21 protein-coding genes are annotated in these 22,967 nt (G+C 60.4%); 12 read left to right on the forward strand and 9 right to left on the reverse strand.

What is annotated here, in order from left to right:
* Positions 1-5: 5 nt before the first annotated feature.
* Together ACKUG4_RS03490 and ACKUG4_RS03495 are read right to left on the reverse strand one after the other, a co-directional pair.
* The gene (locus tag ACKUG4_RS03490) at positions 6-767 is read right to left on the reverse strand and encodes an SDR family NAD(P)-dependent oxidoreductase (RefSeq protein WP_445433446.1); all 762 of its coding nucleotides are present in this window, start codon (positions 765-767) and stop codon (positions 6-8) included.
* 15 nt (positions 768-782) lie between these two features.
* Positions 783-2,447 (reverse strand): AMP-binding protein, encoded by a 1,665-nt coding sequence (locus tag ACKUG4_RS03495; protein ID WP_236187846.1) that lies wholly within the window; start codon positions 2,445-2,447, stop codon positions 783-785.
* Between the two features lie 242 nt (positions 2,448-2,689).
* Between ACKUG4_RS03495 and ACKUG4_RS03500 the strand changes: the two genes are divergently transcribed.
* Positions 2,690-5,887, forward strand: coding sequence for a dermonecrotic toxin domain-containing protein (locus ACKUG4_RS03500; RefSeq protein ID WP_445433447.1), 3,198 nt, complete (start codon positions 2,690-2,692; stop codon positions 5,885-5,887).
* A 1-nt stretch (position 5,888) separates the two neighbouring features.
* Here the strand turns inward: ACKUG4_RS03500 and ACKUG4_RS03505 are convergent, their stop codons facing one another.
* Positions 5,889-6,926, reverse strand: a complete 1,038-nt coding sequence (locus ACKUG4_RS03505; protein WP_445433448.1) for an AraC family transcriptional regulator — start codon at positions 6,924-6,926, stop codon at positions 5,889-5,891.
* A gap of 179 nt (positions 6,927-7,105) precedes the next feature.
* Here ACKUG4_RS03505 and efeU point away from each other — a divergent pair, with 179 nt between their 5' ends.
* Genes efeU through efeO (ACKUG4_RS03525) form a run of 4 tightly spaced genes read left to right on the forward strand, consistent with a single transcriptional unit; the run spans position 7,106 to position 11,315 of the window.
* Positions 7,106-7,945, forward strand: coding sequence for an iron uptake transporter permease EfeU (gene efeU, locus ACKUG4_RS03510; RefSeq protein ID WP_445433449.1), 840 nt, complete (start codon positions 7,106-7,108; stop codon positions 7,943-7,945).
* Between the two features lie 8 nt (positions 7,946-7,953).
* Positions 7,954-9,153: an iron uptake system protein EfeO gene (gene efeO / locus ACKUG4_RS03515; protein ID WP_445433450.1), complete on the forward strand. Its 1,200-nt coding sequence runs from the start codon at positions 7,954-7,956 to the stop codon at positions 9,151-9,153.
* Positions 9,154-9,170: 17 nt separating this feature from the next.
* Positions 9,171-10,469 (forward strand): iron uptake transporter deferrochelatase/peroxidase subunit, encoded by a 1,299-nt coding sequence (gene efeB, locus ACKUG4_RS03520; protein ID WP_085610379.1) that lies wholly within the window; start codon positions 9,171-9,173, stop codon positions 10,467-10,469.
* A 21-nt stretch (positions 10,470-10,490) separates the two neighbouring features.
* The gene (gene efeO / locus ACKUG4_RS03525; protein WP_039768660.1) at positions 10,491-11,315 is read left to right on the forward strand and encodes an iron uptake system protein EfeO; all 825 of its coding nucleotides are present in this window, start codon (positions 10,491-10,493) and stop codon (positions 11,313-11,315) included.
* A gap of 149 nt (positions 11,316-11,464) precedes the next feature.
* Here the strand turns inward: efeO (ACKUG4_RS03525) and pssA are convergent, their stop codons facing one another.
* The gene (gene pssA / locus ACKUG4_RS03530; RefSeq protein ID WP_445433451.1) at positions 11,465-12,808 is read right to left on the reverse strand and encodes a CDP-diacylglycerol--serine O-phosphatidyltransferase; all 1,344 of its coding nucleotides are present in this window, start codon (positions 12,806-12,808) and stop codon (positions 11,465-11,467) included.
* Between the two features lie 217 nt (positions 12,809-13,025).
* Here pssA and ACKUG4_RS03535 point away from each other — a divergent pair, with 217 nt between their 5' ends.
* Together ACKUG4_RS03535 and ACKUG4_RS03540 are read left to right on the forward strand one after the other, a co-directional pair.
* Positions 13,026-13,592, forward strand: coding sequence for a TetR/AcrR family transcriptional regulator (locus ACKUG4_RS03535; RefSeq protein WP_445433452.1), 567 nt, complete (start codon positions 13,026-13,028; stop codon positions 13,590-13,592).
* A gap of 53 nt (positions 13,593-13,645) precedes the next feature.
* Positions 13,646-14,125 carry a nuclear transport factor 2 family protein gene (locus tag ACKUG4_RS03540; protein ID WP_007951263.1) on the forward strand — a complete coding sequence of 160 codons (480 nt, stop codon included), beginning with the start codon at positions 13,646-13,648 and terminating at the stop codon, positions 14,123-14,125.
* Between the two features lie 42 nt (positions 14,126-14,167).
* Here the strand turns inward: ACKUG4_RS03540 and sfnG are convergent, their stop codons facing one another.
* Positions 14,168-15,262: a dimethylsulfone monooxygenase SfnG gene (sfnG, locus tag ACKUG4_RS03545; protein ID WP_064596862.1), complete on the reverse strand. Its 1,095-nt coding sequence runs from the start codon at positions 15,260-15,262 to the stop codon at positions 14,168-14,170.
* 349 nt (positions 15,263-15,611) lie between these two features.
* Here sfnG and ACKUG4_RS03550 point away from each other — a divergent pair, with 349 nt between their 5' ends.
* Positions 15,612-16,391, forward strand: coding sequence for a TSUP family transporter (locus tag ACKUG4_RS03550; protein WP_027611974.1), 780 nt, complete (start codon positions 15,612-15,614; stop codon positions 16,389-16,391).
* Here the strand turns inward: ACKUG4_RS03550 and nudC are convergent.
* The 3 genes from nudC to ACKUG4_RS03565 all read right to left on the reverse strand — a co-directional run bounded on the left by nudC (position 16,359) and on the right by ACKUG4_RS03565 (position 18,864).
* The gene (gene nudC / locus ACKUG4_RS03555; protein ID WP_445433453.1) at positions 16,359-17,189 is read right to left on the reverse strand and encodes an NAD(+) diphosphatase; all 831 of its coding nucleotides are present in this window, start codon (positions 17,187-17,189) and stop codon (positions 16,359-16,361) included. The two genes, ACKUG4_RS03550 and nudC, sit on opposite strands and share 33 nt — an antisense overlap.
* A gap of 6 nt (positions 17,190-17,195) precedes the next feature.
* Positions 17,196-18,008, reverse strand: a complete 813-nt coding sequence (locus ACKUG4_RS03560; RefSeq protein WP_445433454.1) for a crotonase/enoyl-CoA hydratase family protein — start codon at positions 18,006-18,008, stop codon at positions 17,196-17,198.
* Between the two features lie 82 nt (positions 18,009-18,090).
* Complete coding sequence (locus tag ACKUG4_RS03565; protein WP_445433455.1) at positions 18,091-18,864, reverse strand: class I SAM-dependent methyltransferase; 774 nt, start codon at positions 18,862-18,864, stop codon at positions 18,091-18,093.
* Positions 18,865-19,022: 158 nt separating this feature from the next.
* Here ACKUG4_RS03565 and ACKUG4_RS03570 point away from each other — a divergent pair, with 158 nt between their 5' ends.
* From ACKUG4_RS03570 to pncA, 4 genes are all read left to right on the forward strand, one after another.
* Positions 19,023-19,556, forward strand: a complete 534-nt coding sequence (locus ACKUG4_RS03570) for a tetratricopeptide repeat protein (protein WP_445433456.1) — start codon at positions 19,023-19,025, stop codon at positions 19,554-19,556.
* Between the two features lie 62 nt (positions 19,557-19,618).
* A complete protein-coding gene (locus tag ACKUG4_RS03575) occupies positions 19,619-20,104 on the forward strand; it encodes an RNA polymerase sigma factor (protein WP_103385203.1) in 486 nt (161 codons plus the stop codon).
* Entirely contained in the window at positions 20,101-20,859 is a 759-nt protein-coding gene (locus tag ACKUG4_RS03580) for an anti-sigma factor family protein (RefSeq protein WP_445433457.1), read from the forward strand. Before ACKUG4_RS03575 ends, ACKUG4_RS03580 begins: the two co-directional genes overlap by 4 nt.
* A gap of 50 nt (positions 20,860-20,909) precedes the next feature.
* Complete coding sequence (pncA, locus tag ACKUG4_RS03585; protein ID WP_236187829.1) at positions 20,910-21,536, forward strand: bifunctional nicotinamidase/pyrazinamidase; 627 nt, start codon at positions 20,910-20,912, stop codon at positions 21,534-21,536.
* Positions 21,537-21,661: 125 nt separating this feature from the next.
* Here pncA and ACKUG4_RS03590 read toward each other — a convergent pair whose 3' ends face one another.
* On the reverse strand, positions 21,662-22,963 hold the full coding sequence (locus ACKUG4_RS03590; RefSeq protein ID WP_445433458.1) for an ATP-binding protein: 1,302 nt from the start codon (positions 22,961-22,963) through the stop codon (positions 21,662-21,664).
* Between the last annotated feature and the right edge of the window lie 4 nt (positions 22,964-22,967).

The raw sequence follows: 22,967 nt of genomic DNA on the forward strand, positions 1-22,967 counted from the left end.
CCTCCTTACTTGGCGGCCATGCGCAAGGCACCGTCGAGACGGATCACCTCGCCGTTGAGCATGCTGTTTTCAATAATATGCCGCACCAGCGCGGCATATTCGGCAGGTTTGCCCAGACGCGGCGGGAACGGCACTCCGGCGGCCAGCGAGTCGCGCACTTCCGGGGTCATGCCGGCCATCATCGGGGTTTCGAAAATGCCCGGAGCGATGGTCATCACGCGAATGCCGAAGCGCGCCAGCTCACGGGCCGCAGGCAGGGTCAGGCTGGCGATGGCGCCTTTGGATGCAGAGTACGCCGCCTGGCCAATCTGGCCGTCGAACGCCGCAACCGACGCGGTGTTGATGATCACACCACGCTCGCCGTCGGCGTTGGCTTCGCTTTCGGCAATCGCTGCCGCTGCCAGACGCAGCATGTTGAAGCTGCCGATCAGGTTGACGTTGATCACCTGAGCGAAGCTGGACAAGGCGTGCGGGCCGTTCTTGCCGAGGATCTTCTCACCGCGAACGATGCCGGCGCAGTTCACCAGCCCGTTGAGGCTGCCAAAGGCTTTAACGGTCGCCTGCACGGCGGCTTCGGCGGCGGCTTCGTTGCTGATGTCGGCAACCACGCTTTGCGCGCCGAGGCGCTGAGCCTGGGCAAAGACGGCGTCGGCGTTCATGTCCACCAGCATCACTTTGGCGCCGGCGTTCACCAGCAATTCAGCGGTAGCGGCACCCAGGCCGGACGCGCCGCCGGTGACGATAAAAACCTTGTTCTCGATCTGCATGACTGCCTTCCTGATTCAAGCTGAAACGTTGTGCGCCGCGGCCTCTTGAGCCTTGGCGATTTCCTGGTTGCGCAAGATAAAGCGCTGCAATTTGCCGCTCGGGGTTTTCGGCAACTCGCTGACAAATTCGATTTCACGGGGGTACGAATGCGCGGCCAGACGCTTGCGCACGTGTAGGCGCAGTTCTTCGGCAAGCGCCGGTTCCGCGCGGTATTGCGGGTTGAGCACGACGAAGGCTTTGACCAGCTCGGTGCGCTCTGGGTCGGGCTTGCCGACCACTGCGGCTTCAACCACGGCAGGGTGTTCGATCAATGCGCTTTCCACGTCGAATGGGCCGACCCGGTAGCCGGACGTGGTGATCACGTCATCGCTGCGGCCGACGAAGCTGATGCTGCCGTCCGGGTTCCACTCGACGGTGTCGCCGCTCAGGTAGTAATCGCCGACGAAGGCTTTGGTCGGCGCGCCTTCGTAGCCGGCGAACCAGCACATCGGCGACTGTGTGCGGTCGATGGCGAGGATGCCGGGCTGGCCGACGCCGAGTTCATTGTTCTGCTCGTCGAGCACCACGATGCGATGGCCCGGCGAAGCAAAACCGGCAGCGCCGAGGTGGATCGGGTGTTCGAGGCCGTGGTGGTTGCACAGGACCATGCCCAGTTCGGTCTGGCCGTAGTGGTCGTGAATGACCACGCCGAGGTTGTCGGCGAACCAGCGGATCACTTCCGGGTTCAACGGCTCGCCGGCGCTGCTGACGATCCGTAGCTTGCCCTTGATCGACTTGGCGAACTCGTCGCCGCCGGCAATCAGCAGACGATACGCCGTCGGCGAACCGGTGAGGTTGGTGATGCCGTACTTGTTGATCACCCGGCAGGTACTTTCGAGGGTGAACGGGCCATCGTAGAACGTGATCGGGTGGCCCATCGACAACGGGCCGGTGACACCGAAATAAATGCCGTAGGCCCAGCCTGGATCGGCGACGTTCCAGAACGCATCTTCCGGGCGCAGGTCGACGGCATCGCGGGTGTAACTCTGGAACGCGACGATGGCCTTGAGCGGCACCGACAGCGCTTTCGACGGGCCGGTGGTGCCCGAGGTGAACATCAGCAGGAACGGGTCTTCGCCGGTCAGCATCAGCGGTTCGCAGACACTGGAATGGTTGGGCAACTCGGCCCAGAAACTGAAATCGCCACGGACGATGCCTTGGCCTTTCGGGCCGCCGACGGTGACCAGTGTCGGGCAATCGGCGACTTCGCTGAGTTTCGGCCGGTTGGCGGCATCGGTGACCACCACTTTGGCGCCGGAGCTGTTCAGGCGATGTTCGAGGGCTTTGGGGCCAAACGCGGTGAACAGCGGTTGATACACCGCGCCGATGCGCCAGGTGGCGAACACGGTGATCAGCAATTCGATATTGCGCGGCAGCAGGCCGGCGACCTTGTCGCCCTTCTGCACGCCCTGGGCGAGAAGGAAATTGGCGAAACGCGCGGCTTTGTCCTGCAGGTCGCTGAAGGTGTACGTCGCACTGGTGCCATCGCGGCCTTCCCAGAACAGGGCGATGCGCCCCGGCAAGGCGTGGCGGTCACAACATTCGACGCAAGCGTTGAGCGCCTCGAGCGTGCCGCTGAGCGCTGCGTCCACGGTGTGCTGATAATCAAACTGTGCGGTGGCAGACAAGTAATCGCGCATTGCCAGAATCCCTCTGTTCTTATTAGGTTGGGGAACCGTAAACAACAGAGGAATACTCGCGCCGCACGCCGGTTGCGGCAATGGTCAAAGCCCTCAAAGTGGATGACTGGTTTGGCCAAACATGACTTTCGCACAACCGATTCCTTACATATAGATAACTATAACCATTAGTCGCAAGTTGGTTTTCTTGATAGCGTCCAATGACAAACAACCACGGTTTTGTTTCATGCAAGGAGCGCATCATGCCGTCCCAAAAAAAGTCGTTCAATCATAATAATTTCATCTTCAAACAATCGGTAATTACTAAATTCCAAGACCGCCCTACATTGCGCAGTGTTGCCCGATCGCAATTGGAGAATTATTTACAGCACTGTCTTGGATCGCAGCCACTGCTGCTTGAGACGATACTCTATCTTGATACCCGGTTTGGCCCGAGCTCTGAGCCGGCACCTTTACTGGATACGTTTATCCAGGCTTTCTGTGAAGGGCGCTGTATTGTTGTAAACGAGGATAACCTGATCACTCCGTTGGATATCCCTGGCGGCGTTCGTTTCGATCTTGCCGCTTTCCAATTGAGCCTGGAAGAACTCTGTCAAACACTGATCACCACATTGCAGCAGCAGTTGCTGGACTACTGGCAGCAACCCACCGATAACGGCATGAGCCGTTGGCAGTGGTTGTCGGAGGCATTGAAAGATGCCTGTGCATCGAATATCAACGAGTCGCTTCACCAGACAGATCAAGACTTGTATTTCGCTTTAACTGGCTTGGTCATAAAATCCCAAAAACAACATCGACAACTATTCAATGAGCATTTGCGACCCCCGACCTATCTATTGAAGTTCACTTTGAATAACGGGACGGATAGTCTTTCGCTGGTTTATCCTGCCTTGCTCGTCACGGATAAGTCAGGAACAGTATTGATTCAACCCTCGGGAGCCTGGGAGCGATTCAACTCCGAGTCAGACTGCATACAGAATATCTCCCGACACTTGGAGTGTCGCTGGGATGTCACGTCCCTGAGTGTTGAACGTTATGAACCTGATGCGGATATTTTTGATGAATTGGTGCGGGTCTTGATCGATCAGCAACTGTTGGAACTTGAACGCATACAGATTCCGGTCGACGAAATGTTCGAGAGCGCTGAGCAGCAGTTCGACCAGGCCACCGATCCACTACTCCTGTTGGCCGGGAAACAGTCGCCTGTTTCCCAAGCGGAAAATGTCGACAAGCATTTGCCACGATGGCTGAAGAATGCGGATCCCGGCGAAAGATGCACCTATCGGCGCTATGTGTTGGCCATGGCGGCAACTCACTTGGAGCATGATGGCGCGACGTTTTTCACTCATCTCGATTCCATTCGCGATTTTGCCTATCAAGCGCTCATCAATCAGATGAGCCTTGACGGGCATGAGCCGGTCGATCCTGATGACATTGAACTCAACATCAAGGTTGCTCGAGGTGTACCTGGTGGGTGGGGAAGCCTGGAAACGATTCGCCTGGGCATTATCGATTTTGCACTGGAAAATCTCGCTGGCCTGCCATGGGGCACGATAACCGTCAAAAGCCTGAACCAGCGCGAAATACCTGCATGGATGACAAACGATTATGTCAAGGCACTCATCCAGTCGGTGGACATTGGCCGTACCTTCCCGGCGTATCTGCAACAGCATCTGTTCGATAATCCTACCGAGGCGTCGTTCCGGCAAAATCTGTTTACGGTTCACCTGCGCAATCAACTGCCGCTCCAGGCACTGGAAGCCAAACTGACAGGCGCCCATGGTTTTGACGAGGAAGGTGTGCGTCTGATCGTCGCATTGGCTGACGGCGGCGAGGCCACTCAAGACGTCGTTGTCAGCCCTCTGCTCCTGCGGCTCGGGCCGGTTCTGAATATGTTCGTCATTACTGCCGGCGACCGGAGCGATGCTCCCGTCATCCTCTATCAACCCTTCTATTCACCTTCATTGATCCAATACCCTTCGCGCAGCCATCTGCAACAGGCAATTCAATCCGACTCTACACTGCAAAAAAACATCCATGCCTGGTACAAAGCCGTGGTCAGGCGCCCCGGGCTACTGGGCGCCAACGAAATACGTCTGCGCTGGGAACTGGAGAACGCATCCCCACTGCAGGGTGATGTTTTTCAGAACTGGTATGAGGCGAACGGTCGGGCGCTCGTTGAGTTGGCAGACCGGCAATCGGTGTCCAACGCTGAAAATCGCTGGGCCCACTTCAAGACGCTCGGCTGGTTGATATTCGAGTCGTTGTTGCCGCTCGTGACCGGGCCGGCAGCCACTGCCGGATGGTTGGTGCAACTGGCAGTTAGTCTCAAGGCCGACCTTGCAGCATTGGCGCAATCGGACGGTCAGGACAAATCCTTTGCCGTGGCTGACATGCTGCTAAACCTGGCGGCAGTGCTCATGCACGCCGGACGCATCACGACGGGCTTACAAAACGCCGAACCTGTTGCGCAGCTGTCTATCGAAACGGAAGGATTCGAATATTCCGTCGAAAGGCCCGCCTCCCCTACGCCCGATTTACCGATTGTCGAAAACCATGGCTTACCGAGTGAACAGCATCCGCAGGTAGACCTATCAGTCACCACAAACACCTGGGCTACGCCACGCTCACCCTATTCCCGGGCGCAAAAAGCGATACTCGACAGCTTCGCGCTGGAAAAGCCGGCAGATCTCGGAGAACCAGTAGCGCAAGGACGCAACAAAGGACTTTATCGATACAACGACAAGTGGCATGCCTTGGTTGAAGGGCAGTTTTTTCGGGTTTCGATTGAAGAGGGGCTGGTGCTGATCATTGATCCGGTGGATAACCCGCGGCCCGGCCCCTTCCTGATGTCGGACGGTCGGGGACGATGGACATTCGATAAGGGGTTGTATCTGAAAGGAGGCGCGCCAAGCAAGCGCGGCCACGACGGTTCCAACGCGGATGCACCCGCGCCGTCACGCCGGTTGATCGCTGACAGTAGCGGGTTTCCGACGGTTGTCGAAACCGAAATCAAGTCCCTGCCCAAGCGTCTGTATCACTACGTGAACAGGGATAAACTGGCGACAATCAGAGCCACAAAAAGCGCGTTTATCGACAACTCATCCAACGATGCTTACGGCAGACCGCAACGCAATATCGTTGGACTGTATGTGACGGATCTCGCTCCAGACTCGATGCCGCTGCAACAGCTTTCGGAAACCCTGTTCGGTAAAAACCGTTACAACGTCTCATCCCGTGCCAACAAGATCCACGCGGTTCTGGAGCTTGATCCCACGCTTTATCCAGAGGGCACTGTAAAGCTGTTCAAGCTCGAAAGCCCGAAACTGTCGGATCATATCTACGTCTTGCGCGGGTCCAAGAATGACTTGCAATTGCGCATCAAGGCCTCGGCGTTCGGTACCGGCACCACCTCGTTAGTCAACGTGAAAGAATTGTGACTCACGCCTCAGTCGAGCCAGCTTCGGCTGGCTGGCTGAGGATCAGATTACGGTAATGCCCTGGATTGGAACCCGCCCATTTGCGGAACGCTTTATAAAAGGAGCTGACATCGGCAAAGCCCAAGCGCGCGGCGATTTCGACGAAACTGATCGAAGGCTCCGCCAGCCAGGTAATCGCCAGCTCCTTGCGCACGCTGTCCTTCAAACCCTGATAGGTGTGCCCTTCTTCCGCCAGACGTCGGCGCAGGGTCGAGGCCGACATGCACAACTGCTGGGCCAGCGCGTCGGTTTCCGGCCACTGTTCGGCGGGCAACTGCCGCAGATCCTGCTTGATCCGGCTGGCAAGGCTTTCCGGGTCGCGGTACTTCACCAGAATGTTGGCCGGGGCATGGGCCAGGAAGCGTTTCAACTCCTCGGCGCTGCGCTTGATCGGCAGATCCAGCACGTCGGCGGCGAAAATCATCCGCGTGCGTGGCCGGTCGAAGCGCAGGTTTTCCGAGAACATCACCCGATAGTCATCACAAAAATCCGGCGCCGGGCAGCGCAGCTCGATGGCCAGGATCGGAATCCGTCGCCCCGCCAGCCAGCACGCCACGCCGTGGACGATCATCCAGTAAGTGAAATAGGTGAAGGCGCGACGCGGTTCCGGATCGTCTTCCAGCAGCACGATTTCCGCCAGACTCTGCTGGTGCACCAGTTGCGCCGGCAGGCGTTCAAGCATCAACGACAGGAAATTCAAACCGCTGCTCAGCCCGGCCGCCAGGTTCGGCTGGGCCATTGCGCTGCGGCAGAGGAATTCGAGGCTGCCGGATTTCAGCTTGCGCGGGTCCATGCCGAAGAACTCGTCATCGCCGCGCCGCGCCAACAGGCGCCACAACCGCGCGTACTGGCTGGCCGGCACACGGGCGTCATCGGTGGGCAGCAACGCCGGATCGATCCCGACCTTGCTCAAGACTTCTTCCGTGGCCACGCCCGGGGCACAACTTTGCAGCAGTGCTTCGCGCACCAGTTGAATGGCGATGGTGTCTTTTTCCGACATGGAACGCGCGCAATCCTGTTGTTGTTCGAGTGGCGGGCATCTTAGCGCAGCTGGCTGGGCGGCGTGGATGTTCAGACTCGTTCAGCTGAGGTTCAGCTAAATGTCAATGAATGCCATGTGAGAATGACTTTCATTATGTTACAACTTGTAACCTCATTTCGTTACACAGTGACCGCCGAATGCTCGTTCCCTTTTTGATCATGTTGCGCGAAGGCATCGAAGCCGCGCTGATCGTTGGCATCATCGCCAGCTACCTGCAACAGACCGGCCGTGGCCAGTGGATGCCGGCGGTGTGGATAGGCGTGTTTCTCGCTGCTGCGCTGGCGTTGCTGGTCGGCGGTGGCCTGGAGCTGGTCAGTGCCGAATTCCCGCAAAAGCAGCAGGAACTGTTCGAAGGCGTGGTCGGGCTGGTGGCCGTGGGCATTCTCAGTTCGATGGTGTTCTGGATGCGCAAGGTGGCGCGTTCGATCAAGCATTCGCTGCAAGCCTCTCTCGACCAAGCGCTGACCGCGTCGAAGCATCAGGTCATCGCGCTGATCGCCATGGTGTTTTTCGCCGTGGCCCGGGAAGGCCTGGAAACCGTGTTCTTCCTGCTCGCCGTGTTCCAGCAGAGCGAAGGCCCGGCCGCGCCGATCGGCGCCCTGCTCGGCCTGATTCTGGCGATCGTCGTCGGCTTCCTGATCTACAGCGGCAGCATGCGTTTGAATCTATCGGCGTTCTTCCGCTGGACCGGGCTGTTCATCCTCGTGGTCGCCGCCGGGATTCTCGCCAACTCGGTGCAGGCCCTGCATGAAGCTGGGGTGTGGAACCACCTGCAAACCGTGCTCTTCGACTTCAGCGCGACGCTGCCGATGGACGGCCCGCTGGGCTCGGTGCTGGCCGGCATGTTCGGTTATCAGGATGCACCGACCGTCAGCACCCTCGGCGCGTACCTGATTTATCTGCTGGTGGCTCTGGTCATGTTCTTCATGCCGGCGCCCAAGCCTGCTGCCCAATCGTCTTCCGTTTCCAGCCAATAAGGGCCGTCATGTCAAAGCCTAATACTCCTCAGGCCTCGCCTCCCCGCGCCTTGCGCTGGGCGGTGGCCGGTTCGGTGGTCGTGATGATCGCCGCCGGTGGCCTGTTCTACTACGCCTCGAAACTGGCCGCCGCCAAACGTCAGCACAACCGTGACGAAGTGGTGGTCAACATCCATCCGCACAGTTGCGAACCGAACGCCCTGACGGTGCCGGCTGGCCGCGCCAGTTTCCGCATCGTCAATCGCTCCGACCGGGCGGTGGAGTGGGAAATTCTCGACGGCGTGCTGGTGATCGAAGAGCGCGAGAACATCGCGCCGGGCCTGAGCCAGGTGATCAACGCCAACCTGCAACCCGGCGACTACGCCATCACCTGCGGCCTGCTGAGCAACCCGCGCGGCACCCTGCACGTGACGCCGACCGCCGCTTCGGATGCCGCCGCCAAGGCCAAGCCGTCGATGGTTGCCTTCGTCGGGCCGCTGTCTGAGTTCCGCGTCTATCTGGCCAGCCAGGGCAGCGCGCTGATCAAAGCCGTGACGGCGCTGAATCAAGCCATCGACAGCGGCGATCTGGCCCAGGCCCAGGCGTCGTATTTGCCGGCCCGCGCCGCGTATCAGCGTCTGGCCCCCGCCGCACAACGCCTGGCGGAACTGGACAACAGCATCAACGCCCGCGCCGATTACTTCGAAAAACGCGAGCTGGATCCGGCCTTCGTCGGTTTCCACCGCCTCGAATACGCGCTGTTCCAGCAACGCAAACTCGACGGGCTGACACCGATTGCCCAGGGCTTGCTCGACAACGTCACCACGCTGAAACAACAGCTGCTGGCCCAATCGCTGCCGCCGGAGCAACTGGTGGAAATCGTCGTGCGCAACCTCAACACCCTCGCCGACGTTCGCGCCGCCAGCGGCGAAGAGGAACGCTACAGCCACAGCGATCTCAACGGCTTCGCAGCCAATCAGGAAACCGCGCACAAAGTCGTCGAATTGCTGCGCCCGCTGCTGAGCAAATCCGCCGCCGACCTGCTGCCGAAAATCGACGGCGCGATGGCTGATTTCGATACCACGCTGAACGGCTTCAAGGCCAAGGACGGCTACGCCAGTTACGACACCGTCAACGGTGAGCAACGCAAGCAGATCGCCGACAAGGCCAAGGCCCTGGCCGACGCCCTCGACGCCATTGATCCCGCCCTCGGCCTCTCCGGCCTGTAAGCAGAAGACGAATACCGATGAACGATTCCGAACACTTCAACCTGCAACGTCGCCGCGTACTGATGGGCATGGGCGCCGCCGGTGTCGCACTGGCCGGCACTGCCCTGAGCTGCCCGGCGATGGCCGCCGCCCCTGCGCAAGTCACCGAAGCGCCGAGCAGCGACAAGACCCAGGATCACCACGATTTCCATGGCGTGCACCAGACTGGCATCGTCACCCCGCGTCCGGCGGCCGGCATGCTGGTGTCGTTCGATGTGCTGGCCAGCGACCGTGAAGACCTGGAGCGGCTGTTCCGCACCCTCAACGAGCGCATCGCGTTCCTGATGAAGGGCGGCCCGGTGGCGCAGATCGATCCGAAGTTGCCGCCGCCGGATTCCGGAATCCTCGGCCCGGTGGTGACACCGGACAACCTGACCATCACCGTGTCCGTCGGCGAATCGTTGTTCGATGAGCGCTTCGGCCTCGCGTCCGCCAAACCCAAGCGTCTGGTGCGCATGGTCGGTTTCCCCAACGATGCGCTGGAAGCCGATTGCTGCCACGGCGACCTGAGCCTGCAGTTCTGCTCCAACACCGCCGACACCAACATCCACGCCCTGCGCGACATCGTGAAGAACCTGCCGGACCTGCTGCTGGTGCGCTGGAAACAGGAAGGCAGCGTGCCGCCGCAAGCCCCGGCCAAGCCTGGTGTGCCGGCGCAATCGGCGCGTAACTTCCTGGGTTTCCGCGACGGTTCGGCCAACCCGGATTCCAACGACGGCAAAGCCATGGACCGCATCGTCTGGGTGCAACCGGGCAGTGATGAACCGGCCTGGGCCACCCACGGCAGTTATCAGGCGGTGCGGATCATCCGCAACTTCGTCGAACGCTGGGACCGCACGCCGTTGCAGGAACAGGAAAGCATCATCGGCCGAGTCAAAACCACCGGCGCGCCGATGGGCGCCAGCCATGAGACCGAAGTCCCGGATTACAGCAAGGATCCGGAAGGCAAACTGACCAAGCTCGACGCGCACATTCGCCTGGCCAATCCGCGCACCGCCGCGAGCCAGGCCAACCTGATCCTGCGCCGGCCGTTCAACTATTCCAACGGCGTGAACAAGAACGGCCAGCTTGACATGGGCCTGCTGTTCATCTGCTACCAGGCCGATCTGGAAAAAGGCTTCATCACCGTGCAGACCCGCCTCAACGGTGAGCCGCTGGAGGAATACCTCAAGCCGGTCGGCGGCGGTTACTTCTTCACCCTGCCGGGTGTCACGGGCGACAAGGACTTCATCGGTCGCTCGCTGCTCAACGCTACTCAACCAAAAACAACTGCATAGCATTCAACAGGAGCCGCCCCCATGAAAAAGACGCCACTCGCGTTATTGCTGACCCTTGGTTTGCTCAACACCCCGCTGTCGGCGTTCGCCGCGACCGCGCCGCTGGATTTGGTGGGGCCGGTGTCGGACTACAAGATCTATGTCACCGAACAATTGGATGAACTGGCCAGCCACACCCAGCAGTTCACCGACGCGGTGAAAAAAGGCGACCTGGCCACCGCGCAAAAGCTCTACGCGCCGACCCGCGTTTATTACGAGTCGATCGAGCCGATCGCCGAGCTGTTCAGTGACCTCGACGCTTCCATCGACTCCCGCGTCGACGACCACGAGCAAGGCGTAAAAGCCGAAGATTTCACCGGTTTCCACCGCATCGAGTACTCGCTGTTCTCGGAAAAGAGCACCAAGGATCTCGACGCCCTGGCCGACGGCCTGAACAAGGACGTGAAGGACCTGCAAACCCGCGTCGCCGGCCTGACCTTCCCGCCGGAGAAAGTCGTCGGCGGCGCCGCTGCACTGCTCGAAGAAGTTGCCGCGACCAAGATCTCCGGTGAAGAAGACCGTTACAGCCACACCGACCTCTACGACTTCCAGGGCAATATCGACGGCGCGAAGAAAATCGTCGACCTGTTCCGTCCGCAGATCGAGAAACAGGACAAAGCCTTCGTCGCCAAAGTCGACAAGAACTTCGCCACCGTGGACAAGATCCTGGCCAAGTACAAGACCAGGGACGGTGGTTTCGAGACTTACGACAAGGTCAAGGACAACGACCGCAAGGCGTTGGTCGGCCCGGTCAATACCCTGGCTGAAGACCTTTCCACATTGCGTGGGAAACTGGGTTTGAACTGAGACGTGTAGCGCCTGTTCTACCCCTTTCGCGAGCAAGCCCGCTCCCACACTGGATCTTCGCTGAGCACAATTTTGTGTTCAACAAAGACCCTGTGTGGGAGCGGGCTTGCTCGCGAAGGCATTTTTAGCGGCGCCGAAAATTCTGTGTCTTAGAGAATGCGATAGAGCAACCGCTCGACCCGCACCCGGCTCACGCGCTTGAGGAACTTGGCCACCCCGGCCGGGTAATCCGGCAGGGCTTCCAGGTCCTGGAATCGCTCGATCCGCGTGGTGTGTTCGAAGATGTTCTCCAGCTCCAGACGGCGCGGCTCCAGCCATTCGCCTTTCGGGTCATCGATCAGCAAGGCGTTTTCCAGATCGAGACGGAACGCCCGCGGGTTCAGATTATTGCCGGTCAGCAACGTGTAGCGCTGGTCGATCCACATGCCCTTGAGGTGATAGCTGTTGTCGCCTTCACGCCACAGGTGCAGGTTCAACTGGCCGCTGTCGATGTTGCGCTGATGCCGCTTGGCGAAGCGGCGCAGGCTGATCTCGTAGAGATACGGCAGCGCGGCGATCACCTTGAACGGCTCGCTCGGCGGAATGTAGAAGTCGTTGGCGGTCTTGTCGCCGACCACGATGTCGATCTTCACGCCGCGCGCCAGTGCGCGGTTGATCTCGCGGATCACCCCCAGCGGCAGGTTGAAGTACGGTGTGCAGATGGTCAGTTGCTTCTGGGCGCTGGCGATCAGCTCGAGAATCACCCGGTTCAGCGGATTGTTCTTGCCCACACCCAGCAACGGGCTGACCGACAGGCCAGTGTGCGCCGTGCTGCCGGCACTGGTGTCGTACGCCGCGTATTTCAGGCGGCTGCGCAGGTCGCCGATGTCGTTGCGCAGGCTGCGGGTGGTCGGCAGGTTCGGCAGGTCGAGGCGATGCACCGCTTTCGATTCGATCAGGCCGTGCTTGACCAGATGGTGCATCGAGTCCGCCAGTTCGCGGCTTTGCAACACGTGATAACGGTCGAAACGGTACTTGTCGAATTTGTGCAGGTAGACGTTGTTCAGGCTCGCACCGCTGTAGACCACGCAATCGTCGATCACGAAGCCTTTGAGGTGCAGCACGCCGAACAGCTCGCGGGTCTGCACCGGCACGCCGTAGACCGGCACCATGCTCTGGTGGGTGCGGGTCATTTCCTGATACCACGCCGAATTGCCCGGCTGCTTGCCGGCACCAATCAAGCCGCGCTGGGCCCGCAGCCAGTCGACGACCACCGCGATTTCAAGCTCGGGACGCTTGAGTTTGGCGGCGTGCAAGGCATCGAGGATTTCCTGGCCGGCTTCATCGTTTTGCAGATAAAGCGCGACGAGGTAGATGCGCCGGGTCGCCTGGGCGATTTTCTCCAGCAGGCAACGACGGAAATCGGCGGCGCCGGGCAGGATCGTCACGGCCTCGGCGGTCAGCGGAAAGCTGCGCAGTTTGGGCAGCAGAGAGCGTTTGAAAAGCAACGGCATAGGGCTCGCAATGGGTCGAATCCGAAGAACCCGAGAGCTTACACCATCAACTCCTTCGGGTCTTGTGAGTGTCTGTAATGACTTCATCACCAGCCGCCAGGTTCCCTCGGCTGAAATGCATTTTTTCTGTGGGAGCCGGCCTGCTGGCGATCGCTATCTTCCAGATGAAAGAAATATCCGCTTGACCAAGGAGAACGATCGTTCTACTGTTCACCACATGAACGAAATCACACGCAACGACACAACCCGAGACATCATTCTGGATGTCACCGAAAAGTTGATCTACAAAAGTGGCATCGCCGCCACCGGCATGGATCTTCTGGTGAAAACCGCCGGCGTTTCCAGAAAGAGTATCTACCGCTACTTCGCCAACAAGGAGGAGCTGACCGTCGCCGCCCTGCAACGCCGCGACGTGCGCTGGATGCACTGGTACAGAAGCGCCGTCGATCAGGCCGAGACCCCGGCCGACCGCCTGCTCAACCTGTTCACCGTGCTCAAGGGCTGGTTCGCCTCGGAAGGCTTCCGGGGCTGTGCCTTCATCAATACCAGTGGCGAGACCGGCGATCCCGAGGATCCGGTTCGCCAGGTCGCCAAAGACCACAAACAGAAACTGCTCGACTACTTGTGCGAGCTGTGTACCGAACATGGGGCCGTGGACCCGCAACTGCTGGCCAAACAGTTGCTGATCCTGATTGACGGCGCCATTACCGTAGCGCTTGTGATGGGTGATCACAGTGCCGCCGATAATGCGCAATGCATGGCGCGAAAGTTATTGGACCTGTAACGCCTTAATAAGCCTGACAAGTTGTTTAACTGTTAACAGATCGGGAGACAAACATGTCTACTGCAGCCGAAGTTCGTCCGCCATTGCCACCGTTCAACCGTGAATCAGCCATTGAAAAAGTTCGTCTGGCCGAGGATGGCTGGAACTCCCGCGACCCGGAGCGCGTGTCGCTGGCCTACACCCTGGACACCAAATGGCGCAACCGCGCCGAATTCGCCAACAACCGCGAAGAAGCCAAGGGTTTCCTGACCCGCAAATGGGCCAAGGAACTGGATTACCGCCTGATCAAGGAGCTCTGGGCCTACTCCGACACCCGCATTGCCGTGCGCTACGCCTACGAGTGGCACGACGACTCGGGCAACTGGTTCCGTTCCTACGGCAACGAGAACTGGGAATTTGACGAGCACGGCCTGATGTTCCAGCGTTATGCCTGCATCAACGACATGCCGATCAAGGAAAGCGAACGCAAGTTCCACTGGCCGCTGGGTCGCCGCCCGGATGATCATCCGGGGTTGTCCGAACTGGGTCTGTAATTAAGTAGCCGATCCCTCCTGCATAGTGTGCAGGAGGGATTTTCAAGCAACTTCAGCGGTCTGGATCGATTGCGCTTTGGCTTCCAGTTCCCGCACCAACGGCAACACCCGCTGGCCGAAATACTCCACCTCTTCCTGAAAATGCAGGAATCCCGCCAATACCAGGTCGACACCCACCGCTTTCAGCGCCACGATCCTCTCGGCAATCTGCAGTGGCGTACCGATCAGGTTGGTCTTGAAGCCGTCGTTGTACTGCACCAGATCTTCAAAGGTCGATTTGGCCCAGTTACCCTCACCTTCCGGCGACGCCCTGCCCGCCTGTTTCGCCGCATCCCCAAAGGCATTCACCGCTTCCGGGTCCGCCTGATCGATGATCTGCGCCAGCACTGCTTTGGCTTCTTCCTCGGTATCCCGAGCGATGACAAACGCGTTTACCCCGATTTTCACCGAGTGTTGGTTCGCTGCCGCTTTGGCGCGAATGTCATCGACCTGCGCCTTGATACCCTCGACGCTGTTGCCATTGGTGAAATACCAGTCCGACACCCGTGCCGCCATGTCCCGCGCGGCACGAGAACTGCCGCCCTGAAAGATTTCCGGCCGGCCCAGCGGTTTCGGCTTGAGGCTGTAGTTGTCGAAGCGATAGAAATCGCCACGGAAGGTGAAATTGTCCTGACTCCAGATCCCTCGCAGCGAACGGATAAACTCTTCCGAGCGACGGTAGCGCTCGTCGTGCTCCAGCCAATGCTCGCCAATCGCCTGGAATTCGCCCTTGAACCAGCCGCTGACGATGTTCACCGCGATCCGGCCGTTGGTGAGTTGATCGATGGTCGCCAACTGTTTCGCCGCCAGCGCCGGTTGCCACGGCCCGGGCAGAATGGCGGCGATGACTTTGAGCTTGCTGGTGGCCGCGAGCAGCGCATGGCTGAAAGCAACCGATTCATGCTGGAACTCGGCGCCGTAACCGGCGGTGAAGCGGATTTGCGTCAGGGCGTATTCGAAACCCGCCGCCTCGGCCAGTTGCGCCAGCTTGCGGTTGTAGTCGATGCCCCAATCAGTGCGTTGCTCGATCTTGCTGACCACCAGCCCACCGCTGACGTTCGGTACCCAGTAGGCAAATTTCACGGCTTGCTGACTCATTGGCGTGTCCTCGGGACAGTTGATGAAGGTGAGTAAGCCAGAGCAGCAAGCGTGCCAGCCTCGATAGCCCGGTTTTATTGGGCTTGCAGATAATCAGGATGCGTTGTGTGAGGGTGATTTGTTGACTGGCTGTTCTAGGGGCAACAGTTGAGATATGTGCGGATTGGACTGACCTCTTCGTCGGATCGCCGCCCGGAGCAAGCTCGCTCCCACAGGGGAACGCATTCCAGAATGTGGGAGCGGGCTTGCTCGCGAAGGCGTCCGACAGGTCGCCGCAAAAGCTGGATACAGGTAACATGGCTGCCCTCCCCGCAGCCCAGCTCTGCAACCTGCCGAATAAGCCGATTCCATGCCTTTCGAACTCAGCGTTGACCTCACCACCCTGGCCGTTCTGGCCCTTGTCGCTTTCATTGCCGGATTCATCGACGCCATCGCCGGCGGTGGCGGTCTGTTGACCACGCCTGCGTTGCTCACCGCCGGCCTGCCGCCGCACCTGGTTCTGGGCACCAACAAGTTGAGTTCGACCTTCGGTTCGGCCACCGCCAGTTTCACTTTCTACCGACGCAAGCTGTTTCACCCACGGCAGTGGATGCATGCCATCGTCGGCACCCTGGTTGGCGCGCTGACCGGCGCCATCGTCGCCCATTACCTGCCCGCCGAATGGCTGAACAAGATGCTGCCGGTGATCGTCTTCGCCTGTGGCCTGTACCTGTTGTTTGGCGGCACGCCGAAAGCGCCGCTGGACAGCGACGCGCCGATCAAGAAAAAGTGGCAATCGACCCAGGGCTTCAGCCTCGGTTTCTACGACGGCGTGGCCGGCCCCGGCACTGGCGCGTTCTGGACCGTCAGCAGCCTGCTGCTGTACCCGATCGATCTGGTCAAGGCCAGCGGCGTGGCACGCAGCATGAACTTCGTCAGCAACATTGCCGCGCTGTCGGTGTTCGTGTTTTCCGGGCAGGTGGACTGGATCATCGGCCTGAGCATGGGCCTGTCGGTGATGGTCGGCGCATTCTTCGGGGCGCGCACCGCGATCAGCGGCGGCGCCAAGTTCATTCGTCCGGTGTTCATCACCGTGGTGTTGGGGTTGACCGTGCGCCTAGCCTGGCAGCACTGGTTCAGCGTGGCCTAAGCGCCGCGCCACGTAGACGTCGATCAGGTAACGGGCAATCGATTTGGACGCCGGCAACGGCGGCAGAGCGTGCACGTTGAACCACTTGGCGTCTTCGATCTCGTCTTCCTGACAGACAATCTCGCCACCGGCATATTCGGCATGGAAGCCGAGCATCATCGAGTGCGGGAACGGCCAGCACTGGCTGCCCATGTACTGAATGTTCTTCACCTCGATCTGCACTTCCTCGCGCACTTCGCGGATCAGGCAATCCTCGGCCGACTCCCCAGGTTCGGCAAACCCGGCCAGCGTGCTGTAGACCCCGGTGACAAAACGCGGTGAACGCGCCAGCAAGATCTCATCGCCACGGGTCACCAGCACGATCATGCTCGGCGAAATCCGCGGATAACTGCGCAGATCGCAGGGCTGGCAATACATCGCCCGCTCCCGCGGCACCTGGGTCATGGCCTGACCACAATTGCCGCAGAACCGGTGCTCACGGGCCCAGGTCCCGATTTGCGCCGCGTAACCCAGCACTTTGTAGATCGTGTGATCGCCGTCGAGCATGAACGCCCGCAGGCCTTTCCAGTTGCACCCCGGCACCTCGCTGGTGCTGTGCAGTTCCAGCAGATACACCGGTTCGCCATCCAGATGACCGATACCGTGCTCGGCCAGGATCGACAAGTCCTGGCGCTTGAGCCATTCCCGGGGGAACAGCGCGCCGTTGTCATCGAACAGGAAACCCTCGGGGCTGCGCGCCACGGCCCAGCCGCCGGGTTGATCGGTGTCCAGTACTGCAGTGGTCCAGCGAGATGTCATGGTTTCTCAATCCAGAAATTCGGGTTTCTGTTTGCTCATATGGGCGGCCATGGCCACGCGCAAGTCGGTGGATTGCAACATGGCGGCGTTCCAGGTGGCAACGTACTCGAGACCGTCGTCGATGCGATGGTCGCGCATGTAGCTGATCATTTCCTTGGTGCCGGTGACCGCGATCGGCGACTTGCCGGCGATGTTCCGAGCGATGTCCATCACGCCTTCGATCAGGCTGTCCTTGTCGCTGTAGACGCGATTGACCAGGCCGATGCTGCGCGCTTCTTCGGCGCCAAAGGTGCGACCGGTGTAAGCCAGCTCACGCAGCATGCCGTCACCGATGATCCGTGGCAACCGTTGCAGGGTGCCGACGTCGGCCGCCATGCCGATGTCGATTTCCTTGATCGAGAATTGCGCGTCTTCGGCGGCGTAGCGCATGTCGCAGGCGGCGATCAGGTCGATGGCGCCGCCCAGGCAATAACCCTGGATCGCCGCGAGTACCGGTTTGCGGCAATTGTCGACCGCATTGAAGGACGCTTGCAGGCTCAGGATCTTCTTGCGCAGCAGGCGCGCATTGCGGCCGACGTCCTTGCCCAGCTCATTGGCCACACCGGCCAGCATCATCAGGTCGATGCCCGAGGAGAAGTGTTTACCGGCACCGCTGAGCACCACCACCCGCACTTCGTCGGTGTCGTCGATCCACTGGAACACCTCGACGATTTCACTCCAGAACGCGGCGTTCATCGAGTTGATCTTTTCCGGACGATTGATCTGCACATGGGCGATGTTGTCGGCCAGTTCGACGCTGAAGGCGGTGTATTGAGTCATGGCAGAAATCCTTTACCGGGCTGTAAATGAGGCCCGAACTATAACAAGGCATCAGCACGGCGGTTCGGCCAAATGCGGGACTCTAGCCGTTCTTCACCGCCACGAAGGCGGCGGTCTCGTAAGGCACCGTCACTATCTCCCTGCCCCGCAGCTGCGGCTCGCCGGCAATCAGTTGAGCAATTTGCTCGTCGATCTTCGCGCGCTGCTGATCGCTCAGCGCGGCAATGAAACTGGTGGAGCGCACTCGGTTGAAAATCACATCCTCCGGCGCGCCGGTATGCCCGTGCTGGAAATGCTGCGCCTGCAACGGCCCGAACGCCGGATGGGGAAAGGCTTTGCGCCATTCGCCGGTGTAGAAGCGTGGCGTGTCGCCTTCCAGCGCGTTGACGATGGCATCCAGTCTGGGCACCCAGTCGATCCGGGTGTCGCGCAGGTTCCAAATCAGGCCCAGCTTGCCACCCGGCTTGAGGACCCGGGCGATTTCATCCAGGGCTTCGGTACGGGCAAACCAGTGAAAGGCTTGCGCGCACACCACAGCATCCACCGAGGCGTCGGGCAGCGGCAAATCCGTCGCCGTACCGCTAACGGCCAGCACTTGCGGCCAGGCCAGCGACAGCTTTTCCAGCATCTGCGCCACCGGTTCCACGGCGATTACCTGTGCGCCGGTCGTCACCAGCCGTCCGGTGAACTTGCCGGTGCCGGCGCCAAGGTCGATAACAGTCTTGTGGGCATCGAGGCCCAGTGTGCCGGTCAGCCATTCGCTGACGGCCGGCGGGTAGTCGGGCCGGCCTTTGACGTAGGTGTCGGCGGCGGTTTTGTAGCCGCTGGCGGCCGAGTGGTGAACCTGATCTTTCATGGCCAAACTCCCATGGTAGAACTGCAGATCGACGACGAACGCTGACCAGCATAGCGCCGGAAAAACGGCTTTCCTTTAACAAAGCCTGACAAAGCAATGAATAAATGTTCACCCTGCGGTGTTCAAAGTGAAACATGACCCCTTGTGGAGCCTTGCCCATGACTATCCGTTCCGTTATGTTCGCCGCCCCGTTGCTGGTAGCCGCCGTTTTCGCGAACCCCCTCGCCTTCGCCAATGGCGATGAAGAGGCACCGGTACAGAAACCCAACTGCCCGAAAGGCCAGGTGTTCGACACCAAGACCCAGAAGTGCGTGATGCAGACCAGCAGCCTCGTACCCGACGCCGACCGGACCGATTACGCCTACCGCCTGGCCAAGGCCGGCCGTTACGAAGAAGCCCTGGCCCTGCTCGATACGCTGGAACAACCGAACACTGCCAAGGCTCTCAACTATCGCGGTTACGCGACGCGCAAACTGGGGCGCACCGACGAAGGCATCGGTTATTACCTGCAATCGGTGAAGCTTGATCCGCAGTACGCGCAGGTCCGCGAATACCTGGGCGAGGCTTACGTCATCAAGGGCCGCGTCGATCTGGCGCAGGAACAGTTGCAGCACATCCAGAAGATCTGCGGCACGACCTGCGAGGAATACCGGGACCTGGCCGAAGCCATCAACGATTCATCGAAAACCTGACACGACACGCGGAGGCGAACATTTTCAGCGATCAGGCCTTCAGAGCCGAACTCGGGCAACACCTGGCGCGCCTGTGGCGTTACGGCTTGCTGCTGTCGCGCAATCGGCACGTGGCCGAGGATCTGGTGCAAGCCACCTGCGTGCGGGCGCTGGAGCGTTCGGGCCAGTACGTGGCCGGCACGCGCATGGATCGCTGGCTGCTGAGCATCCTGCATTCGATCTGGCTCAACGAAGTGCGCGCCCGCCGGGTGCGCCAGGGCCAAGGCGTGACGGAAGCCGACAGGCAGCTGACCTTCGATGGCGAATACGCCGCGCAGACTCATGTGATGGCCGCGCAGGTGATCCGCCGCGTCGATGCGCTGCCGGAAACTCAACGTGAAACGGTTTATCTGGCCTACGTTGAAGGCCTGTCCTACCGCGAAGTCGCCGAGATCCTGCAAGTGCCGATCGGCACGGTCATGAGCCGCCTGGCCACCGCGCGCCTGAAGCTGGCCGAATACCCGCCGCTGCAAGCGGTACCGAACACCCCCGCAGGAGACCGGCAATGAATACGCCTTCCGACGAGCAACTGGTGGCGTATCTGGACGATGAACTGGACCGCGAACAGCGCAGCCAACTCGACGGCCTCATCGCCGACGATCCGCTGCTGAGTTTGCGGGTGCAATGGCTGAGCCGCAGCACCCTGCCGTTCAAGGCCGCCTATGACGAACAGGCGCAACAGGCGCCGCTCGACCGTTTGCAGGCCCGGCTCGATGCCGCGCCGTCACCGCAGAAACCCGGTTTCAGCCGGCGCTGGTTCATCGGCGCGGCGGCAGCGGGCGTGGCGCTCGCAGCTGTTGCGGCGGACCGTTTGTTTCTGGCCTGGCAAGCGCAGCAATCGCACAACTGGCGCGAACTGGTGGGCGATTACATGGCGCTGTATGTGCCGCAGACCCTCGAACATCTGCCCACCGATGAAGCCTCGCAACTGGCGCAGTTGCGAACCCTCGATGCGCGGCTGGGTGTAAGCCTGTCGCCGGCGAAACTCAAACTGCCCGGCGCGCAGTTCAAACGCGCGCAATTGCTCGAGTATGACGGCGTGCCCATCGCCCAGATGACCTGGCTCGACGCCACCCACGGCCCGCTGGCGCTGTGCGTCACGCGCACCAACAGCGGCAGCCAGCCGCTGGCCCATGAGCGCCGTCACGGGATGAACGTGGTGTACTGGACCGAACGCGAGCACGCCTGGATGCTGATCGGCCATCACCCGGCTACCGAGCTGGAAGACATGGCGAAAATGTTTAAGACCCGGCTGAACGTTTAAAGAATTTTGTCACTATGCTGCTCGGGTGATTTTCCAAGAAGGATGGATTTATGCCGATTTCGCCACGCACAGCCCTGCTGGTCATCGACGTGCAGAACGACTTCATTCCCGGCGGCCAACTGGCCGTGCCGGAAGGTGATTTGATTGTTCCGCTGATCAACCGGCTCGCCGGGCAGTTCACGCAAGTGGTCATTGCCCAGGACTGGCACCCGGCCGGACATGCTTCGTTTGCTTCCAGCCATCCTGGCCGCCAGCCGTATGACTTGATTCAACTGCCATATGGCGAGCAGACTCTGTGGCCGGACCATTGCATTCAGGGCTCACGCGGTGCCGAGTTTCATTCGGGACTTGATCTGCCCCATGCGCAATTGATCATCCGCAAGGGCTGCAACCCGGACATCGACAGCTATTCGGCGTTTCTGGAAGCGGACCGCGTCACGACTACGGGTCTGGCCGGTTATCTGAAGGAACGCGGGATCGACACGGTGTATATGGTCGGTCTCGCGCTGGATTTCTGTGTGATGTTCTCCGCGCTGGATGCGCGGGCGGCTGGGTTCAATGCGTTTGTGGTGCTGGATGCGTGCCGGGCGATTGATTTGAATGGATCACTGGCGGCGGCGATCGAACGGATGCAAGTGGCCGGGGTTGGATTGATCCAGTCGACTGAGATCCTCTAATCCAGAACACTGATCGTTCCCACGCTCCGCGTGGGAATGCATACCGTGACGCTCCGCGTCACAGTGGACGCAGAGCGTCCATGGCGGCATTCCCACGCAGAGCGTGGGAACGATCATCACGAGTGCTAAACGGGGGTTGGCAGCCATAGCCTGAACCGCGCCCCACCCAACGGCGAACCCTCCACCGTCAACGTCCCGCCCTGCGCTTCCAGCGCCCGACGGCTGATTGCCAACCCCAGTCCAAACCCGCCGGTCGCCCGATCCCGGCTGCGATCCAGTCGATAAAACGGCTCGAAAATCCGCTCCCGCTCGTCTTCCGGAATGCCGATCCCGTCATCATCCACCCAGATCTCACAGCCCTTCGGGCAGACCTGCACGCCAATCTGAATGCGTTTTTCGCAATAGCGCATGGCGTTGCGCAGCAGGTTCTGAATCGCCCGGGCTGTCAGGCGTGGATCGAGGGTGAAGCGCTCCAGCTGATTGTGCAGCAGCACATCGATGACGATTTCCGGGGATTCCAGCTCTTCGTCGACGCTGCCCAGAATGCTGTCGATGAACTCGTCCAGCGACACTTCGACCTGCTCGGGCAACTTCGCCGGATTCTGCAAACGGCTGTAAGACAGCAACTCCAACACCAGCTCATCCAGTTCGCGGATGTGCGCGACCAGCCCTTGCAGGCGTTCGCGGCTGGCTTGCGGCAAGTCGTCGGACAGTGCCAGCGCCAGGCCGAAGTCCAGACGGGTCAGCGGCGTGCGCAGCTCGTGGGACACGGCGTTGAGCAGGTCCCGCTGCTGGTTGAGCAGGTTTTCGATGTCGCCGGCCATGGTGTCGAACACGTTGGCCAGGCTGCCGATGTTCGAGCTTGCGCCAATCTGCGTACGCTCGCTCAAATGGCCCTTGCCGAAACGTTCGGCCGTGCCCTTGAGGCGTTCCAGATCGCGCCAGTGCGGACGAAACCAGAGCAACAGGCACGCCAGCAGACTCGCGCCGATCAGCACGTTGATGCTCCAGTACAACAGGTTCACGTCCATCGGATCCGGCGGCACCACCATCTGCACCGCCATTTCGTCATTCAGCGGCGTGACCGCCAGCGTGCGCCAGCCCCAGTCGCCCACCCGCACCATGTTCTCGCCGCGCCGCAGGCGTTCTTGCTCGATGGCGGTGAAGCCGGGGTCATCGATACGGGCGAGCACGATGTGCAGCGGCTGGAAATCCTTGTCCATCGACGCCGCCAGTGCCGGCCACTGGTCCTGCGGCACCGCGCGAAACTGCTTGGTGATCAACGATTGCAGGCCACGGGAATAGTCGAGGTTGTAGGTGACGAATCGCTGCTTGAACGCCATCACCACCAGATCCGGCACCAGATAGATCGCCGCACTGTAGGAGACGATCGTCACCAGATAGAGGCGAAACAGGATTCTGAACATCGAA

This window comes from Candidatus Pseudomonas auctus, assembly GCF_048654275.1.
Taxonomy (GTDB): Bacteria; Pseudomonadota; Gammaproteobacteria; order Pseudomonadales; family Pseudomonadaceae; genus Aquipseudomonas; species Aquipseudomonas pharyngis.

What these genes read in the sequence shown, in the direction of transcription:
- ACKUG4_RS03505 (WP_445433448.1), bottom strand. Translation starts at nt 6,926, where the DNA reads ATGTCGGAAAAAGACACCATCGCCATTCAACTGGTGCGCGAAGCACTG.
- efeO (WP_039768660.1), top strand. Translation starts at nt 10,491, where the DNA reads ATGAAAAAGACGCCACTCGCGTTATTGCTGACCCTTGGTTTGCTCAAC.
- nudC (WP_445433453.1), bottom strand. Translation starts at nt 17,189, where the DNA reads ATGACATCTCGCTGGACCACTGCAGTACTGGACACCGATCAACCCGGC.
- ACKUG4_RS03565 (WP_445433455.1), bottom strand. Translation starts at nt 18,864, where the DNA reads ATGAAAGATCAGGTTCACCACTCGGCCGCCAGCGGCTACAAAACCGCC.
- pncA (WP_236187829.1), top strand. Translation starts at nt 20,910, where the DNA reads ATGCCGATTTCGCCACGCACAGCCCTGCTGGTCATCGACGTGCAGAAC.
- ACKUG4_RS03500 (WP_445433447.1), top strand. Translation starts at nt 2,690, where the DNA reads ATGCCGTCCCAAAAAAAGTCGTTCAATCATAATAATTTCATCTTCAAA.
- ACKUG4_RS03540 (WP_007951263.1), top strand. Translation starts at nt 13,646, where the DNA reads ATGTCTACTGCAGCCGAAGTTCGTCCGCCATTGCCACCGTTCAACCGT.
- pssA (WP_445433451.1), bottom strand. Translation starts at nt 12,808, where the DNA reads ATGCCGTTGCTTTTCAAACGCTCTCTGCTGCCCAAACTGCGCAGCTTT.
- ACKUG4_RS03590 (WP_445433458.1), bottom strand. Translation starts at nt 22,963, where the DNA reads ATGTTCAGAATCCTGTTTCGCCTCTATCTGGTGACGATCGTCTCCTAC.
- ACKUG4_RS03580 (WP_445433457.1), top strand. Translation starts at nt 20,101, where the DNA reads ATGAATACGCCTTCCGACGAGCAACTGGTGGCGTATCTGGACGATGAA.
- sfnG (WP_064596862.1), bottom strand. Translation starts at nt 15,262, where the DNA reads ATGAGTCAGCAAGCCGTGAAATTTGCCTACTGGGTACCGAACGTCAGC.
- ACKUG4_RS03560 (WP_445433454.1), bottom strand. Translation starts at nt 18,008, where the DNA reads ATGACTCAATACACCGCCTTCAGCGTCGAACTGGCCGACAACATCGCC.
- efeB (WP_085610379.1), top strand. Translation starts at nt 9,171, where the DNA reads ATGAACGATTCCGAACACTTCAACCTGCAACGTCGCCGCGTACTGATG.
- ACKUG4_RS03535 (WP_445433452.1), top strand. Translation starts at nt 13,026, where the DNA reads ATGAACGAAATCACACGCAACGACACAACCCGAGACATCATTCTGGAT.
- efeO (WP_445433450.1), top strand. Translation starts at nt 7,954, where the DNA reads ATGTCAAAGCCTAATACTCCTCAGGCCTCGCCTCCCCGCGCCTTGCGC.
- ACKUG4_RS03495 (WP_236187846.1), bottom strand. Translation starts at nt 2,447, where the DNA reads ATGCGCGATTACTTGTCTGCCACCGCACAGTTTGATTATCAGCACACC.
- efeU (WP_445433449.1), top strand. Translation starts at nt 7,106, where the DNA reads ATGCTCGTTCCCTTTTTGATCATGTTGCGCGAAGGCATCGAAGCCGCG.
- ACKUG4_RS03550 (WP_027611974.1), top strand. Translation starts at nt 15,612, where the DNA reads ATGCCTTTCGAACTCAGCGTTGACCTCACCACCCTGGCCGTTCTGGCC.
- ACKUG4_RS03490 (WP_445433446.1), bottom strand. Translation starts at nt 767, where the DNA reads ATGCAGATCGAGAACAAGGTTTTTATCGTCACCGGCGGCGCGTCCGGC.
- ACKUG4_RS03570 (WP_445433456.1), top strand. Translation starts at nt 19,023, where the DNA reads ATGACTATCCGTTCCGTTATGTTCGCCGCCCCGTTGCTGGTAGCCGCC.